Below are 15,119 nucleotides of genomic sequence, written 5' to 3'. Positions count from 1 at the left end.
AGCCAGCTCCCACAGGTAGCGCACAAGTCTTCGAACCTGTGATGAACCTGTGGGAGCTGGCTTGCCGGCGATAGGGCCGGTTCAGGCAGCACATTCACTCCAGAACTTCCACCTGCATTCCTGGTTCAAGCCACCCACTGCCATCCACCGCCAGGTTCTGCCCGAACAGCACATCCCCCTCCTTCTCGCGGAAGGTCTTGAGGGTTGCCATCGGCTCGCGGTCGGCACTGCGCTCCCCGGTGACCGGGTCGATGGTCGTGAAGATGCACCGCACACTGGGCTTTAGCACGCGAAATTCCAGGCTGCCAATGCGAATCCGCTTCCAGCCATCCTCGGCAAACGGTTCTGCCCCTTGCACCACCAGGTTCGGTCGAAAGCGCAGCATTTCCATGGGCCGGCCAATACGCCGGTTAAGCTCGTCGAGCGAGCCCTGCCCAATCAGCAGCAAGGGAAAGCCGTCGGGAAACGCCGCCCGGTCACTGTTGTAGCCATAGCCATTGGGCAGGTAACGCGCGCGCTGCTCCGGGCAGTGCACCAGCCGTACGGCCTTGCCTAGCAACGCGCTCAACCAGGCCGCTGCTGCGTCGCCAGCGTCGGGCACGCGCAGGGTGTCGCGCCAGATCGTCACGCCACGCAGGCCGTCATCGCCTGCAGGTACAGGCACCCGCAACGGCACAAGCCCGGGCGCCTGCAGCAGTAACTGGCCGTTGTCGTCATCACGCGCGTCGATCTGGCCAAGTTGTGGCCAGGCTCGTTGGGTCAGGAAGCGTCCAGTTTCTTCCTCGACCACCATCCAGCGCCGGTCACCCTGCAACCCCAACAGCCCCACCCGTGATGCCTGCAAGCTTTGCGCCTGGCCCGACTTCACCGGGTATCGATACAACTCACTGAGAAACATCCCTGCCGCCTCGCGTCATGCCAAAAGCCAAGCTTATACCTGGCTGGCCCGGCGATCACGCAGTGGCAGTATCCAGCAGCAGGCGTTGCTTGACCACATCGACCAGGCGATCAGGCTGGAACTTGGACAGGAAGTTGTCGCAACCCACCTTCTTCACCATGGATTCATTGAAGCTGCCCGATAGCGAGGTGTGCAGCACGACGTAGAGCTGGCGCAAACGGGCATCGCTGCGAATCTCGGTGGTCAGCCGGTAGCCGTCCATTTCCGGCATTTCGGCGTCAGTGAACACCATCAGCAGCTTTTCGCACACATCCTCGCCCGCATCGGCCCAGCCCTTGAGCATGCGCAGCGCCTTCAGGCCGTCACTGGCCACGTGCAGCTTCACCCCCAACTGGGACAGGGTGTCACGCAATTGCGCCAGAGCCACACTGGAGTCGTCCACCAGCAGCACCTCGCGCCCGCGGGCACGGGCCAGCACCGGGTCGGCGAGCTTCTCGCCGGAGACCCGGGCGTTGTACGGCACAATCTCAGCCAGCACCTTCTCCACGTCGATCACCTCCACCAGCTTTTCATCCACCTTGGTGATGGCGGTCAGGTAGTGCTGGCGACCGGCGCTGGCAGGCGGCGGCATGATCGACTCCCAGTTCATGTTGACGATACGGTCGACACCACCCACCAGGAAGGCCTGCACCGACCGGTTGTACTCGGTGACGATGATGGTGCTGTCCGGCCCCGGCTGCAGCGGGCGCATGCCGATCGCCTGGGACAGGTCGATCACTGGCAGGGTCTGGCCGCGCAGGTTGACCACCCCGCAGACGAAGGCGTGGCGCTGGGGCATCAGGGTCAACTTAGGCAGTTGCAGCACTTCCTGCACCTTGAACACGTTGATCGCGAACAACTGGCGGCCGGCCAGGCGAAACATCAGAATTTCCAGGCGGTTCTCACCCACCAGTTGCGTGCGTTGGTCTACTGTGTCGAGAATGCCAGCCATTGGAAAACCCCCAGGCTTGAGTCAAAAAAGTGTAAGCATCCACCCTGTATCGGCGGCTTCACGCGCACCTTGACCCTTGCGGGAAAATGCCGCGAAGGCAATTGATATCACTTTACCATCATGCTTTACTGCGGGCATTACACGGCAAATCAGCAGCGCGACAAAAGTTCCCCACCTGAGCTCGATATCAGGGAAACCCCTACCTGCAATCGGGTGCAACCTGATGTTCGCGATATCCTTTAGCCATTAATGTGACGCCATTCTCAATGCATGAATGGAGTCAGGCTTTTGCTAGCTATCGTTTCGGCGTGCCCGCCCCCTGCGCCTGCCCTACGCGCGGGGACCTGATCATGGACACTGCCTTATCGTTCGATGACGCCCTGCAGGGTTATCTGCTGGATGCCCAGGTCTTGCTGACCCAGGCCCAGGAGTGTCTGCAGCATCTGGAACTGATCGACAATGATCCAGATGCCTGCCGCTGCCTGGACACCACCCTCGAGAGCCTTGCCAGGCAGGCTACACGCTTGGGCCTGCGTGAAGTCGCCCATTACACCAATGCCCTGCATCAGTTGCTTGCCCCCGCCTGTCACCGCGGCTGCCTGCAACGTGAAGCCCTGCCCGCGCTAGGGGCCTGCCTTACCTTGCTGGCCTGGCAACTGGAACTGGTCGATACCCGTACCGGGCGGCTGAACCTGGACATCGGCGAGCAACTGGTGCTGCTCAGCGACCTGGCCAAGGTCGTGAAGCAACCGTTTGCGCAAGCCTGTACCTCCTGCGACGAGCACGGCAGCGTGTGCCTCCACCCGCACGCTACAGTGGCACGCGGCACAGGCACAGGCCGGTGGAACCCACCGTATTAACCTGACACGAAGTGCAACTAAGCACGTTCGTTCATGCCCCACAAAGATCGAACTAGGGAAGTTAGCCAAGTTTTCGGGGGCCAAGATGAATCTCTAACGCGCTAGTTGCACTACAAGTACGTAATGCGCGATCAATGGGTGGCACTTTGCCACTCGCCAGTGCCCGACCCGCAGGCGTTTCAAGGCATTACCCCGCCGCGACCGATACAGTGCGAAGTGGTAATATGCGCCCCCATAAACGCTTGCAACCTGAATAAAGGTTGAACGATCACGTGCTCAAAAAAATATCGAAAGTACTGCGCCAAAGCCTCTGAGCAGCATTGTGCAAGGCCTCCATCAGCAATACTTCAGTGGCTTCCCTACCTATGCTTCCACGCTTGAAGACTTCTTTGCGTTGCTGCTCCCGCGTTGCCCTGCTGCGTTGGGTGACGGCCGCGTTATGCGTGGCCTCGCTGGTCGCCAACCTGATGCTGTACCTGGCCAACCAGGCAGCCCCGGCCAGCCTGCTGGTGCTGCAACTGGTCGCTACGCTGGGCACCGTCGTCTACCTGGGCCTGAGCGCCAAGTCGATCAGCCTGCGCCCGGCAGAACTGGCCGAGCGCATGCTCAAGGTCCAGGAAGACGAGCGCCAGCACTTGGGCCGGGAACTGCACGACGACATCGGCCAGCTGCTCACTGCCGCCAAGCTGCAGCTGCAGTGGCTGCAAAGGCGCATGCCCGACGAGCTGCAAGGCCACTGCAACACCCTGCGCAGCACGCTGGATGACACCTTGGACAACGTACGCGACGTGTCCGCCCTGCTCAACCCTCGGCAATTGGCCAGCCTGGGCCTGGAAGCCAGCCTGCGCGCGCACCTGGTGCGTACCCTGGCCAGCAGCAGCGTGCACTGGAGCCTGGCGTGCAACCAGCGCCTGGGCGGCATCGACGAAGCTGTGGCCATGGCGGTGTTTCGCATTACCCAGGAGGCCGTGACCAACATGCTGCGCCACGCCCAGGCAGATAACCTGATCATCCAGCTGCAGCGCACCCCTGAGGGGCTGGCGTTGTCGATCCACGACGATGGCCGTGGTTTCGTCCCGGCACGGCACCCGGCCGACGCAGGCCAGCGCGGCCTGGCTGGCATGCAGGAACGGGTCACCGCCTTGCAGGGTAGCCTCGACATCACCAGCCAGCTCGGCTTGGGTACGCGTATCGAGGCGGTGTTCCCGTGGCCTGCGCGTACCCAGCAACGCGCCGGGAGCAAGGCCACCCATGACCTGTAGACTGCTGCTGGTTGACGACCACTCGCTGATCCGCGCCGGTGTGCGCGCACTGGTCTGCGACATCCCCGGCTATGACGTGATCGGTGAAGCCGACGACGGCAGCCAACTGCTCGAACAGGTGCGCGCGCTGGCGCCCGACATCGTCTTGCTGGACATCTCCATGCGGTCGACCAGCGGCCTGGACGCCCTCACCCAACTGCGGGCAAGCGCAAGTACATGCAAGGTGCTGATCCTGTCGATGCACACCGACCCTGACCTGATCATGCGGGCCCTGGAAAGCGGCGCCCACGGCTACCTGCTCAAGGACACCAGCGCCACCGAGCTGGAGCAGGCCCTGAGCGCAGTGCGCAAAGGCGAGCGGTACCTCAGCCCGGCCATTGCCCACACCGTCATCAACCAGGCCCTACGGCACACCAAGCAGGGCAACCAAGCGACTGGCGAACGGCATAACCTCACTGCGCGACAACTGGAAATCCTGCGCCTGATCGTGCGCGGCAAGTCCACCCGGGAAATCGCCGCGGGCCTGGGCCTGTCGATCAAGACCGTGGAAACCCACCGCTCGCAAATCATGAAGCGCCTGCAGATTCATGATGTGGCCGGCCTGGTGCTGTTCGCTGTACGCGAGAAAATCATCAGCCTGGATGACTAAGCAGCGGCGACCCGGCCGGCAGGTGCAGGTGTAACGCGCCAGGCTTGGCCTGAAAGCGCAGGTTGCCGGCCTGCAACGGCTCGCCATCGAGGTTGATGTCCAGGCCCTGCGCGCTCTTGATCTCGACCCAGGGCAACCTGGCGCGGACGAAAAGCCCGTCACCGGCCAACAGGTCGCGCAGTGCCCCGACTACCTCTTGCGGCGCTGGCAGGATGGCAATGTCGAGCAAGCCGTCATTCACCACCGCCTCAGGGCACAGCACTTGCCCGCCGCCCGCCTGGCGACCATTGCCGATACCCAGCGCCAGCAGGCTCCCTTGCCACTGGAAGTCAGGCCCTTGCAGTTCCACCGAGGCTGCCTGCAGCTCGCTGAAGCGCGACAACCCGGTAAACAGGTAGGCCGCAGCACCCAGCACCTTCTTCAGGTCTTCGGAGGTGTTGGCGGTGACCTGGCTACCAAACCCGCCCGTGGCCATGTTGAGGAACAACTGGTCGCCGGCCTGGCCCAGGTCGATAGCCTGCGCCGGTGTATTCAGCAGCGCCAGTGCCTCTGCAGGCTCCAGGGGTATGCCGGCGGCTTTGGCGAAATCGTTGGCCGTGCCCAGCGGCAACAGCGCCAGGCTGGCCTCGGCATCTGCCAGGCCCATGGCCTCGGCCACATCCCGTAAAGTGCCGTCGCCACCGCCTGCGACGATATGGCTGTAGCCCGCCGCGAGCGCCTCGCCGACCAGGCGCTGCGCGTCACCCGCCTCCCAGGTGACACGCACATCCAGCACCCAGCCGGTATCGCGCAGGTCGCAAACGGCGCTGCGCAGCGCTTCATTCATCGCCTGCTTGCCATGCAGGATCAGCATTGCCTTGCGCCTTTGCATCGCGCTTCTCCGTGAAGTTGACCGACCCAGATCTCGACCATGCCCGCTCACCGATCGTTGCATGCCCACAAAAAAATACCGAAGCCAGCGTGGTCTTTTTCCCACACCCGACAATGCGCGCTATGCTCAGAAAATGAACTTTTGACAAGTTTTTGACCTAGGCAAACACAGCTACCTGGGAAGTCAGCCTTTTGACTTCTGTTTGCCGGGCTCGAAACCCTAGCCATGGACGCGCCCCGGCAGTGGTGTTCAGCACACTGCCGATGGGCGCGTCTTTTCATCCGCGGCCTTTCACGAGGATTCCGGGTCATGCGCATTCTCTGGACACTGCCCTACCTACCCTGGCCGACCACCAGCGGTAGCAAAACCCGGCAATACCACCTGATGCGCGCACTGGCACAGCAGGGCCACCGCATTACCCTGTTGGCGCAGTCGAAAATCCCCCTCAGCGATACAGCCCGCGAAGCCCTGGAGCCACTGCTCGAACGCCTGATCGTAATGCCCCGTCGGCCGTTGCACAGCCCGCTGAACCTATTGGCTTCGCCCATCATCGACTACCCCATGCGGGCCATCATCAACGGCCTGTCCCCTTGCCTGCGGCACCGTTTCGAGCAATTGCTGGACGAACCCTGGGACGTGATCCAGATCGAGCACAGCTACAGTTTTCAACCGTTCGAGAAGGCCCTGCAGGCCCGCGGGTTGCCCTACATGCTCAGCGAACACACGCTCGAGTCGGTGATGGGCGGTGCCTGCCATGACCGGCTGCCCCTGTGGCTGCGCCCACTCAACGCCTTCGACCGCTGGCGCTACCGGCGCTGGGAACAGCGGGTGCTATGCCAGCCCACCGAGCTGGTGGCAGTCAGCGCCCACGACGCCGAGCTGATCGCGCAGATCAGCGGGCGACCGGTGAATGTGGTGGTCAACGGAGTGGATTGTGACTTCTACCAGCACGTGGAGCCCGCGTTACACAGCCAGCGCCTGCTGTTCGTCGGCAACTTCGAATATGGCGCCAACCTCGAGGCCATCGAGTGGGCGCTGGAAGACATCATGCCGCAGGTGTGGATGAGCAACCCGGCTGTGCGCCTGGCAATAGCCGGGCATGCCCTGCCGGCCAGCTGGAAACTGCACTGGAACGACCCGCGCATCGAATGGTTTGGCTACCGCCCTGACCTGCGTGAGCTGCAAAAGCGTTCGGCACTGTTCTTCGCGCCGCTGCGCTATGCCGGGGGCTCCAAGGTAAAAATCCTGGAGGCCATGGCCGCAGGCCTACCGGTGATCACCACCGGCAAAGGCGTATCGGGCCTGACCGCAAACAACGGCGAGCACTATCTGGGCAGTGATGACGGCGACCAGTTGGCCCTGCTGATCACCCAACTGCTCAACCAGCCCTGGCGCATGAGCCAGTTGAGCGCTGCCGGGCGCCAGTTCGCCCGCCAACGCCACGACTGGAGCGTGGCCGCCCAGCAACTGGAGAACGTGCACATGCGCCTGGCCCAGGCAGCGCCGGCCGACGCCGCGCCGCTGGGCAGTGCCTGGCTGGGCCGCTCAGCCAAGTAGCTCGCTGAAGGGAATGAACGGCACGCTGTCGCCCTGTTTCGGCGTGCTGCCCTCTCGCACTTCCACCAAACCTTCGGCCCACGCTGCGCTGCGCAGCACACCGGAGCTCTGGTTCTTGTAGATACGCACCTGGCCCTGCTCGATGCGTGCACGCAGGTACTCGCGCCGCTTGCCGGCCTTGGGCCAGTCAAAGCCTGCCGGCATGTCGAAGCGCAGCGGCGTGACATCGCCCACGCCCTGGCGACGTAACAGATAGGGCCTGGTCAGCAGGCCAAAGGTGACCAGGGTAGAGGCCGGGTTACCCGGCAGGCCGATCACCGGTACGCCCTGGAAGTGGCCGAAGGTGAGTGGCTTGCCCGGCTTGATCGCCAGCTTCCACAAGGCCAGCTCGCCCGCCTCGCGTAGGGCTGCACCCAGGTAATCGGCCTCGCCCACCGAGACACCACCGGTAGACAAGATCAGATCAACGTCGCCAAGCGAGGCCAAACAGGCGCGGGTAAGCGCCAAATCATCAGGCAGGATGCCTGCATCGACCACGTCGCAGCCCAGCCGCTGCAACCAGCTGACCAGCAGCCGGCGGTTGCTGTTGTAGATTTGCCCCGGCCCCAGCGGCAGGCCGGGCTCGACCAGTTCGTCACCCGTGGACAGCACCGCCACCCGCACTTTGCGCACCACGTCCAGTCGGCCGTGGCCCAGGGTCGCCGCCAGGCCCAGTTCGATAGGCCCCAGCCGGGTGCCGGCGCTCATCACCTGCTCGCCCTTGCGGGTCTCCTGGCCTTGAGGGCGGATGTTCTGATCGGCATGCAAGGGCTCGAGAAAGCGCACCCGACCGTCTTCGGCCACTTCGGTGTTTTCCTGCATCTCGACGCAATCGGCACCTTCAGGCACTGGCGCCCCGGTGAAGATGCGCGCGCAGGTGCCCGGCTGCAGGGGCTGCGGCGCATGGCCGGCGAAGATCCTCTGGCTGACCGGCAGTGGCTCGCCCTGCCAGTCGGCCTTGCGCAAGGCATAGCCGTCCATGGCACTGTTCGGCCAGGGCGGCAGGTCGAGCGTGGCCACCAGGTCAGTGGCCAGCACGCGGCCCTCGGCCTCGGCCAACGGCAGGTTCTCGGTGTCACGGATCGGCGCCGCTTCGGCCAGCGCCAGCAGTTGCTCCAGGGCTTGCTCCACCGGCATCAATGGCCGGGCCTGGCTAGCCTCAGCCACGGCTGTCACAGGCCGCTGCCTGCTTCAGGTGCGGCACGAAGTTGCATGGGCGATGGCGTGCATCGAGCTGCTCCGCCAGGATGCCGTCCCAGCCGGTGCGCACCGCATTGGTCGAGCCCGGCAGGCAGCACACCAAGGTGCCGTTGGCCAACCCGGCCAGGGCGCGCGACTGCACGGTGGAGGTGCCGATGTCGGCCACGGAAATCTGCCGGAACAGCTCGCCAAAGCCTTCGACCTGCTTGTCCAGCAGGCAGGCCACCGCCTCGGGCGTGCTGTCACGGCCGGTAAAGCCGGTGCCACCGGTGATCAGTACCACCTGCACGTAGTCATCGGCAATCCAGGTGGCGACCTGGGCGCGGATCTTGTACAGGTCGTCTTTCAGCAGTACGCGCTCGGCCAGGCGGTGGCCCGCTGCGCTCAGGCGGTCGACGAACAGCTGGCCAGAGGTGTCGGTGTCGAAGGTGCGAGTGTCGCTGACCGTCAGCACGGCGATGTTCAGCGCCACGAAGGGGGTATCTGCCTTGGCTTTCATGGGTGTCCGTCACAACAGGATGAGATGGCCGCAGTTATATCACAGCGTACCTTTGCCCGGCGTTGCGCCATCAGCCTTGCCTTGGATCAAGAAGACAGATTTGTCGCTATGCTGCACTTGGAGTGAACTTACACTAATGTCCTGCGTCATAAATGTCATCTAGCACCATCGCACTTGGAGAAACACGATGATCAAACGGACCCTACCCGCCTTCCTGCTAGCCTTGGGCCTGGGCGCCCTCGCTGGCTGCTCGACCCCTACCGTCATCACCCTGAACGATGGCCGGGAGATCCAGGCAACGGATAAACCCTCCTTCGACGAAGACTCCGGTTTCTACGAATTCGAGCAACTCGACGGTAAGCGCACGCGCCTGAACAAGGACCAGATCCGCACCGTCAAAGAGCTCTGATCAAGCACCTGTTTTGGCAAAGGCCCCTACAACAACAAGGGCTTGTGGGCGAAAACGGGATGCAGTAGGATTTTGTTCATCGGAGTGTAGCGCAGCCAGGTAGCGCGTCTCGTTCGGGACGAGAAGGCCGCAGGTTCGAATCCTGTCTCTCCGACCAGATCCTTTTCAAAAAGCCCGCCTTGCGCGGGCTTTTTGTTGCCCCTGAAAAGTGTCAGGCGCTCAGGCGCGAGGTTACTTCGCCCAGCTGCCCGGACAACCCATGCAGGCGTTGCCCCGCCTGCTCGGTGTGCTGCACCGACTCCTGGTTGGCCGTGGCAATGCAGGTGATTTCGATCAGGTTGCGCGAGATGTCTTCGGCCACGCTGGTCTGTTCTTCTGCCGCCGTGGCGATCTGCCGGTTCATGTCGCGGATCGCCTCTACCGCCTGGGTGATGCGCTGCAGCATCTGCCCGGCCTGCTGCACCTGCTCGGCCCCCTCTTCGCTTCGCTGCTGGCCGCTTTCGATGGCCTTGACCGCTTCAACCGCACCTGACTGCACCGCTTCGATGATCTGATGGATCTCGGCAATCGAAGCTGCCGTGCGCTGGGCCAGGCTGCGCACCTCATCGGCCACCACCGCAAAGCCACGCCCGGCCTCGCCGGCACGGGCCGCTTCGATGGCCGCGTTCAGCGCCAGCAGGTTGGTTTGCTCGGCAATACCGCGGATCACTTCGAGCACTTTGCCGATGCGCGTGCTGTCGTGTTCCAGGTCGCGGATTACCGCCGCCGTGCCGGCGATTTCGCGGTTGACCACGCCAATGATATCGATGGTCTGCTGCATCACCTGCTCACCCGCCTGGGCACTGTGGTCGGCGTCATCCGCTGCGCGGGCAGCTTCAGCGGCATGGCGGGCCACTTCCTGGGCAGTGGCAGACATCTCGTGCATGGCCGTGGCCACCTGGTCGGTGCGCTGGAACTGGTCATGGGTGCCGCGGGCCATGTCGCCGGCAATGCTGCGCAACTGGCCACTGGCACCTTCCAGCTCCTGGGCATTGTCCTTCAGCCGGCCGACGGTGTCGGCGAGAAAGTCGCGCAAGGTGTTGGCCGCCCGCGCCAGGCGCCCCAGTTCGTCCTCGCGGCGGCTGTCCACGCGGGCGGCAAAACGGCCCTGGCTAAGCTGCGCGACGTACTCGATCAACTGGCGGATCGGCTCGATCAGGCTGCGGTTGACCAGCCACAGGCTGAACAGCCCCACCAGTACCGCCGAGGCCAGCATCACCAGCAAGCCCAGCCATACCGTGCGTTCGGCACTGGCGTTGATGCTGGCCGCACGCTGGCGGGCATCGGCACGCAGTTGCTCGACCAGTTCGCTCATCTGCTCACTGGCGGCGCGGTCTACACCCTTCACCGCCAGGTCGCCGGCTACCGGGTCGCCACCGGCGGCGAGGAAGGCCTGACGGCCCTGCGCATAGGCCTGGCCCAACTGCCGATGGCTGTCACGCAGTTGCTGCAACGGCGCCTTGAGCCTGGCGTCGCTGCTGTCGATCAGTTGCCCGAGCAGTTGTTGCACCTGCTGTTCGCGAGCCTGAAACTGCTGCCAGTACTTGTCCATCTCAGCCGGCTGGCGCCCGCGCAACAGCACGTTCTTCCATTCCTGCACCTGGATCTTGAACTGCAGGTTGGCTTCATCGATCAATTGCGAGGCCCGCAGCGGCCCCTCCACCAGCTCGGCATAACCGCGCACGCTGGACGACAAAAACTGGAAACACACCAGGGCGATCAACAGCATCGCCACCAGGCTGCCGCCGAGCAGCGAGAGAATTTGCACTCTGAGGGATTTACGCAACATCGTGGATCTCGAAACCGGAAGGAAAGGAACGGCGCGCATCCGCAACACCAGGTAAGACATTCCATGTCCTTGTTGGCAGGCCAAAAAAAAGCTGCCATCAAGCAATGGCAGCCAGGTCGAGCACTTACGCAACAGTTGAGCCAGATATTCTCAGGCAATTGCTACAAAATTGTTACAAACTCGCGAAGCGTTAGCCGCTGGTGAATTGCAAGGCCGCCAGCCGCGCATACAGCGGGCTTTCCTCGACCAGCTGGCGGTGGGTACCCACCGCCACCACCCGGCCCTTGTCGATGACCGCAATGCGCTCGGCATGCTGCACCGTGGCCAGCCGATGGGCGATCACCAGCGTGGTACGCCCGGCCATCAGGCTGGGCAACGCCTGCTGGATCAAGTGTTCGCTCTGCGCGTCGAGCGCGCTGGTGGCCTCGTCCAGCAGCAGGATCGGTGCATCCACCAGCAACGCCCGGGCAATCGCCAGGCGCTGGCGTTGCCCGCCAGAAAGGCCGATGCCACCCTCGCCCAAGGGCGTCTGGTAGCCTTGCGGTAGCTGCCGGATGAATTCGTCGGCATGGGCACCGTGCGCCGCTGCTTCGACTTCGGCCAGGGTCGCATCGGGCCGGCCATAACGGATATTGGCCTCCACCGTTCCGCGAAACAGTGAGGGGTTTTGCGCCACCAGGGCGAACTGGCGGCGCAACTGGTCGGGGTCCAGCTCGGTAACCGGCAGGCCATCGAGCAGGATGCGCCCTTGCTGTGGGTCGTAAAAGCGCAGCAGCAAATCGAACAGGGTCGACTTGCCCGCCCCCGAGGGGCCAACCAGGGCCACGGTCTGCCCGGGCTCGATGACCAGGCTCAGGCCATCGACGGCTGCCACCGAGGGCCGTGACGGGTAGGCGAACACCAACTGCTGCAACTCGATACGTCCACTGGCCCGTTGCTGCGGTAGCGCCTGCGCCACGGTGGGTGGCAGGATCGCACTGCGCGCCGCCAAAAGCTCGGCAATGCGCTCGGCCGCACCCGCTGCCCGTTGCAGCTCGCCGATCACCTCACTGAGGGTGCCGAACGCGCTACCGACGATCAGGCTGTAGAACACGAACGCCGCCAGTTCGCCTGCGGAGATACGCCCGGCGATCACATCCATGCCGCCGACCCACAGCATCACCCCCACTGCCCCCAGCACCAGCACGATCACCAGGGTAATCAGCCAGGCACGCTGGGCAATCCGCTTGCGGGCCACGCCAAAGGCGGCTTCGACCGTGTCGGCGAACCGTTCGCGGTCATGCGCCTGGTGGTTGTAGGCCTGTACCGTCTTGATCTGCCCCAGGGTCTCGGCCACGTAGCTGCCCACATCGGCCACCCGGTCCAGGCTCTGGCGCGACAGGCTGCGCACCCTGCGACCAAACAGCAGGATCGGTGCCAGCACCAGCGGCAAGGCGACCACCACGATGCTGGTGAGCTTGGGGTTGGTGATGAACAACAGCACCACACCACCAATGACCATCAGCGCGTTGCGCAGGAACATCGACAGCGATGAGCCGATAACCGATTGCAGCAAGGTGGTATCGGCGGTCAGCCGCGACTGGATCTCGGAACTGCGGTTGTCTTCGAAAAAGCCGGGGTGCAGGCCGATCAGGTGGTCGAACACGGCACGACGGATATCGGCCACGCAACGCTCGCCAATCCACGACACCAGGTAGAAACGGCTGAAGGTGCCCACCGCCAGGGCCAGCACCAGCAGCAGGAACAGGCCGATGGTCTGGTTGAGCTGGTGCGCCGAGCGGGTCATGAAGCCCTGGTCTACCAGCAGGCGGATGCCCTGCCCCATGGACAGCGTGATGGCGGCGGTAACCACCAGGGCCAACAAGGCCAGCAGCACCTGTCGACGGTACGGACGAACGAACTGCCAGGCCAGGCGCAAGGCTCGGCGTTGGCGAGGGGAAACCGAATCGGGCATGGCGGCGGCTACGATGGCGGGGAAACCGCAGACTACCACTCATCCGGCAGGGGGAATGCATGCAGGTTGCTATAACGCATCGGTCTAAACAGATGATGGAGCTTTCACAGGGTTTCTGTTGGACTGTTGCTGCCGTGACACAGAAGCTGTCACAGCCCAGTCACGGCGCAGGGCTACCCTGAACTTGAACCTGAAGAGGAGACAGTGCATGAGCTTGCAGCATGGCAGTGACAACCAGAAGCCTCAGACCACCCCGCCACCCCAGGCATGCGGTTCGATCATCGACGGCAAGGGGCGCGAAGTGCCAATTACCGAGCAGATGATCCAGCAGGCCTGCAAGGCCCTGGAAGAAAGCCGGGTCGAGCGCGTACACAAAGGTTGATCAGCGATTTTTTTGCAACCCGGCGCCTGCGCCGGGTTTTTATTGCCTGACAGCCGCTGTACGCCGCTCCTACAGGGGCTGTAAAAACCTGGGGGAATTGCGAGCTTGTCAGACCAACTCCGCCCCCAAGGCACTCACCAGCTGCGCCAACTGCGGCGACTCCCCACGCAAGCGCACTGCCAACCCTTCGATCTCGCGCCGCGGCGGGTATTGCTTGCGCAGCTGGTCGAACGCCGCACGCTGCTGCTGCGGGTCGTCACTCAGGCTGCGGCGGAAGTCGGCATCGTCGCGGCGTGGGTCGTACACCGCGCGGCACAGGGTCGCCAAGGCCCAGGCCGGGTCAGTGCTGGCATCCAGTTCGATTTGCGCCAGCGGCGGTCGGGGCAGCAAGTCGGCCAGTTGCACCTGCTCGTCCGCACCCAGGAACCGGCACAGCGCCTGGTAGATCTGCGCCGTGCCACGCTGGCGGCCGTCGAGGCTGTAGCCGGCAATGTGCGGTGAGGCCAATGTGCACAGGTCGGCCAGTTGCAGGTCGACCTGTGGCTCGCCCTCCCACACGTCCAGCACTGCGTGCACGTCTTCACGGTCCAGCAGCAGCTCGCGCAGGGCGGCGTTGTCCACCACCGGACCACGGCTGGCGTTGATCAGCCAGGCACCCGGCCGCAACTGCGCCAGCTGCGCTTGGCCTAACAGGTGCCAGGTCGGGTGCTCGCCATCGCGCTGCAACGGGGTATGCAGGCTGATCACATCGCACTGTTGCACGATGGTTTCGAGGCTGACGTAGTTGCCGCCCTCGGCGGCCTGGCGTAGCGGATCGCACACCAGCACCTTCCAGCCCAGGCCGTGCAGCACCCGCACCAGGCGGCCACCCACTTCACCCGCGCCCACCACGCCATACACCCGCTCGGGGAGTGCCGCGCCATCCAGCTCGGCCAGGGTCAACAGGCTGCCCAGCACGTAGTCGACCACACCGCGGGCATTGCAGCCCGGCGCACTGCTCCAGCAAATGCCGGCTTCGGCAAAGTAGTCCAGGTCCAGGTGATCGGTACCGATGGTGCAGGTGCCGACAAAGCGTACGCGGCTGCCTTCGAGCAACTGGCGGTCGACTTTGGTTACCGAGCGCACCAGCAGGATATCGGCGTCCTTGACGCTGGCGGCATCGAGACTTCGGCCGGGGTAACGGCGGATTTCACCGAAACCCTGGAAAAAGGCATCGAGCAGCGGGATGTTCTCGTCGGCAACTATCAGCATGGCGCTCTCCTGTCTGGGGAACGCAGTGTAGGCGCAACGTCGGGCGTGTTCCAGAGCGCTTCAGTCGGCTTTCTTGCGAATCCAGTACAGGAAGGTACCGGCGTCTTCTTGCTGCTGCAGCAGTTCGTGGCCGAGGAAGTTGCAGAACTTGGGGATGTCGCGGCGGGTCGACGGGTCGGTGGCGATAACCTTGAGCAGGCCGCCGGCGGCCAGGTCGCGCACGTGCTGGTGCAGCATCATCACCGGTTCCGGGCAGTTCAGGCCGGTGGCATCGAGGATGGCGTCGGGGGTGAAATCGGTCATGGGGGGCTCCGAAAATGATCGCCATTGTCGCGCATAGCGCGACGCGGTCCAAGCACCGCTTGAGAAATGCGCAGCTGCCCGCCAGCCCAGCTCTTGCTCTTGCTCTTGCTCTTGCTCTTGCTCTTGCTCTTGCTCTTGCTCTTGCTCTTGCTCTTGCTCTTGCTCT

General features: G+C 63.8%; 15 protein-coding genes, 1 tRNA gene and 1 pseudogene. 7 read left to right on the top strand and 10 right to left on the bottom strand.

Going from position 1 to position 15,119, the window contains the following annotated elements; translation table 11 throughout:
* Window positions 1–94: 94 nt before the first annotated feature.
* Together SB765_RS21565 and SB765_RS21560 are read right to left on the bottom strand one after the other, a co-directional pair.
* Window positions 95–898 (bottom strand): MOSC domain-containing protein, encoded by an 804-nt coding sequence (locus tag SB765_RS21565; protein ID WP_410931873.1) that lies wholly within the window; start codon window positions 896–898, stop codon window positions 95–97.
* 55 nt (window positions 899–953) lie between these two features.
* Window positions 954–1,889, bottom strand: coding sequence for a chemotaxis protein CheV (locus SB765_RS21560; protein WP_341798044.1), 936 nt, complete (start codon window positions 1,887–1,889; stop codon window positions 954–956).
* A 350-nt stretch (window positions 1,890–2,239) separates the two neighbouring features.
* Between SB765_RS21560 and SB765_RS21555 the strand changes: the two genes are divergently transcribed.
* The 3 genes from SB765_RS21555 (at window position 2,240) to SB765_RS21545 (ending at window position 4,660) form a co-directional block, all read left to right on the top strand.
* Window positions 2,240–2,749, top strand: a complete 510-nt coding sequence (locus SB765_RS21555) for a histidine kinase (protein WP_410931872.1) — start codon at window positions 2,240–2,242, stop codon at window positions 2,747–2,749.
* Window positions 2,750–3,114: 365 nt separating this feature from the next.
* Window positions 3,115–4,011: a sensor histidine kinase gene (locus SB765_RS21550; protein ID WP_341798042.1), complete on the top strand. Its 897-nt coding sequence runs from the start codon at window positions 3,115–3,117 to the stop codon at window positions 4,009–4,011.
* Window positions 4,001–4,660, top strand: coding sequence for a response regulator (locus SB765_RS21545; protein WP_410931871.1), 660 nt, complete (start codon window positions 4,001–4,003; stop codon window positions 4,658–4,660). Before SB765_RS21550 ends, SB765_RS21545 begins: the two co-directional genes overlap by 11 nt.
* Here the strand turns inward: SB765_RS21545 and yegS are convergent.
* Window positions 4,644–5,531, bottom strand: coding sequence for a lipid kinase YegS (gene yegS, locus SB765_RS21540; protein WP_341798040.1), 888 nt, complete (start codon window positions 5,529–5,531; stop codon window positions 4,644–4,646). The genes SB765_RS21545 and yegS overlap by 17 nt on opposite strands.
* Before the next feature lie 309 nt (window positions 5,532–5,840).
* On the opposite strand from yegS, the gene SB765_RS21535 reads away from it, so the two are divergent.
* Window positions 5,841–7,088 carry a glycosyltransferase family 4 protein gene (locus SB765_RS21535; RefSeq protein ID WP_341798039.1) on the top strand — a complete coding sequence of 416 codons (1,248 nt, stop codon included), beginning with the start codon at window positions 5,841–5,843 and terminating at the stop codon, window positions 7,086–7,088.
* Here SB765_RS21535 and glp read toward each other — a convergent pair.
* A complete protein-coding gene (gene glp, locus SB765_RS21530) occupies window positions 7,077–8,303 on the bottom strand; it encodes a gephyrin-like molybdotransferase Glp (protein WP_341798038.1) in 1,227 nt (408 codons plus the stop codon). The two genes, SB765_RS21535 and glp, sit on opposite strands and share 12 nt — an antisense overlap.
* Window positions 8,287–8,826 (bottom strand): molybdenum cofactor biosynthesis protein B, encoded by a 540-nt coding sequence (gene moaB / locus SB765_RS21525; RefSeq protein ID WP_341798037.1) that lies wholly within the window; start codon window positions 8,824–8,826, stop codon window positions 8,287–8,289. The genes glp and moaB overlap by 17 nt, the downstream gene beginning before the upstream one ends.
* A 187-nt stretch (window positions 8,827–9,013) precedes the next feature.
* Here moaB and SB765_RS21520 point away from each other — a divergent pair, with 187 nt between their 5' ends.
* Together SB765_RS21520 and SB765_RS21515 are read left to right on the top strand one after the other, a co-directional pair.
* Window positions 9,014–9,235, top strand: coding sequence for a YgdI/YgdR family lipoprotein (locus tag SB765_RS21520; protein WP_016485624.1), 222 nt, complete (start codon window positions 9,014–9,016; stop codon window positions 9,233–9,235).
* An 80-nt stretch (window positions 9,236–9,315) separates the two neighbouring features.
* Window positions 9,316–9,392, top strand: a tRNA-Pro gene (locus tag SB765_RS21515).
* A gap of 54 nt (window positions 9,393–9,446) precedes the next feature.
* On the opposite strand, the gene SB765_RS21510 is transcribed toward SB765_RS21515, so the two are convergent.
* The 3 genes and pseudogenes from SB765_RS21510 to SB765_RS21500 form a co-directional block, all read right to left on the bottom strand.
* Window positions 9,447–10,151, bottom strand: a complete 705-nt coding sequence (locus tag SB765_RS21510; RefSeq protein WP_410931980.1) for a methyl-accepting chemotaxis protein — start codon at window positions 10,149–10,151, stop codon at window positions 9,447–9,449.
* Between the two features lie 228 nt (window positions 10,152–10,379).
* Window positions 10,380–10,490 (bottom strand): annotated as a pseudogene (locus SB765_RS21505) (hypothetical protein); the annotation flags it as partial.
* A 763-nt stretch (window positions 10,491–11,253) separates the two neighbouring features.
* The gene (locus SB765_RS21500; RefSeq protein WP_410931870.1) at window positions 11,254–13,017 is read right to left on the bottom strand and encodes an ABC transporter transmembrane domain-containing protein; all 1,764 of its coding nucleotides are present in this window, start codon (window positions 13,015–13,017) and stop codon (window positions 11,254–11,256) included.
* Window positions 13,018–13,225: 208 nt separating this feature from the next.
* On the opposite strand from SB765_RS21500, the gene SB765_RS21495 reads away from it, so the two are divergent.
* Window positions 13,226–13,399 carry a PA1571 family protein gene (locus tag SB765_RS21495; RefSeq protein WP_193393751.1) on the top strand — a complete coding sequence of 58 codons (174 nt, stop codon included), beginning with the start codon at window positions 13,226–13,228 and terminating at the stop codon, window positions 13,397–13,399.
* 108 nt (window positions 13,400–13,507) lie between these two features.
* On the opposite strand, the gene pdxB is transcribed toward SB765_RS21495, so the two are convergent.
* On the bottom strand, window positions 13,508–14,650 hold the full coding sequence (pdxB, locus tag SB765_RS21490; RefSeq protein ID WP_410931869.1) for a 4-phosphoerythronate dehydrogenase PdxB: 1,143 nt from the start codon (window positions 14,648–14,650) through the stop codon (window positions 13,508–13,510).
* A gap of 60 nt (window positions 14,651–14,710) precedes the next feature.
* Window positions 14,711–14,953 carry a sulfurtransferase TusA gene (gene tusA / locus SB765_RS21485; RefSeq protein ID WP_016500764.1) on the bottom strand — a complete coding sequence of 81 codons (243 nt, stop codon included), beginning with the start codon at window positions 14,951–14,953 and terminating at the stop codon, window positions 14,711–14,713.
* Between the last annotated feature and the right edge of the window lie 166 nt (window positions 14,954–15,119).

Origin of the sequence: Pseudomonas sp. SIMBA_067 (genome assembly GCF_046534675.1) — a bacterium.
Classification (GTDB): Bacteria; Pseudomonadota; Gammaproteobacteria; order Pseudomonadales; family Pseudomonadaceae; genus Aquipseudomonas; species Aquipseudomonas putida.
Note: the sequence above shows the minus strand (reverse complement) of the source record. Positions and strands in the feature narration are given on the sequence as shown.

Bases quoted from the DNA above. Each gene is read 5' to 3' on its own strand.
- SB765_RS21565 (WP_410931873.1), bottom strand. From the start codon at position 898: ATGTTTCTCAGTGAGTTGTATCGATACCCGGTGAAGTCGGGCCAGGCG.
- SB765_RS21560 (WP_341798044.1), bottom strand. From the start codon at position 1,889: ATGGCTGGCATTCTCGACACAGTAGACCAACGCACGCAACTGGTGGGT.
- SB765_RS21555 (WP_410931872.1), top strand. From the start codon at position 2,240: ATGGACACTGCCTTATCGTTCGATGACGCCCTGCAGGGTTATCTGCTG.
- SB765_RS21550 (WP_341798042.1), top strand. From the start codon at position 3,115: ATGCTTCCACGCTTGAAGACTTCTTTGCGTTGCTGCTCCCGCGTTGCC.
- SB765_RS21545 (WP_410931871.1), top strand. From the start codon at position 4,001: ATGACCTGTAGACTGCTGCTGGTTGACGACCACTCGCTGATCCGCGCC.
- yegS (WP_341798040.1), bottom strand. From the start codon at position 5,531: ATGCAAAGGCGCAAGGCAATGCTGATCCTGCATGGCAAGCAGGCGATG.
- SB765_RS21535 (WP_341798039.1), top strand. From the start codon at position 5,841: ATGCGCATTCTCTGGACACTGCCCTACCTACCCTGGCCGACCACCAGC.
- moaB (WP_341798037.1), bottom strand. From the start codon at position 8,826: ATGAAAGCCAAGGCAGATACCCCCTTCGTGGCGCTGAACATCGCCGTG.
- SB765_RS21520 (WP_016485624.1), top strand. From the start codon at position 9,014: ATGATCAAACGGACCCTACCCGCCTTCCTGCTAGCCTTGGGCCTGGGC.
- SB765_RS21510 (WP_410931980.1), bottom strand. From the start codon at position 10,151: ATGTCTGCCACTGCCCAGGAAGTGGCCCGCCATGCCGCTGAAGCTGCC.
- SB765_RS21500 (WP_410931870.1), bottom strand. From the start codon at position 13,017: ATGCCCGATTCGGTTTCCCCTCGCCAACGCCGAGCCTTGCGCCTGGCC.
- SB765_RS21495 (WP_193393751.1), top strand. From the start codon at position 13,226: ATGAGCTTGCAGCATGGCAGTGACAACCAGAAGCCTCAGACCACCCCG.
- pdxB (WP_410931869.1), bottom strand. From the start codon at position 14,650: ATGCTGATAGTTGCCGACGAGAACATCCCGCTGCTCGATGCCTTTTTC.
- tusA (WP_016500764.1), bottom strand. From the start codon at position 14,953: ATGACCGATTTCACCCCCGACGCCATCCTCGATGCCACCGGCCTGAAC.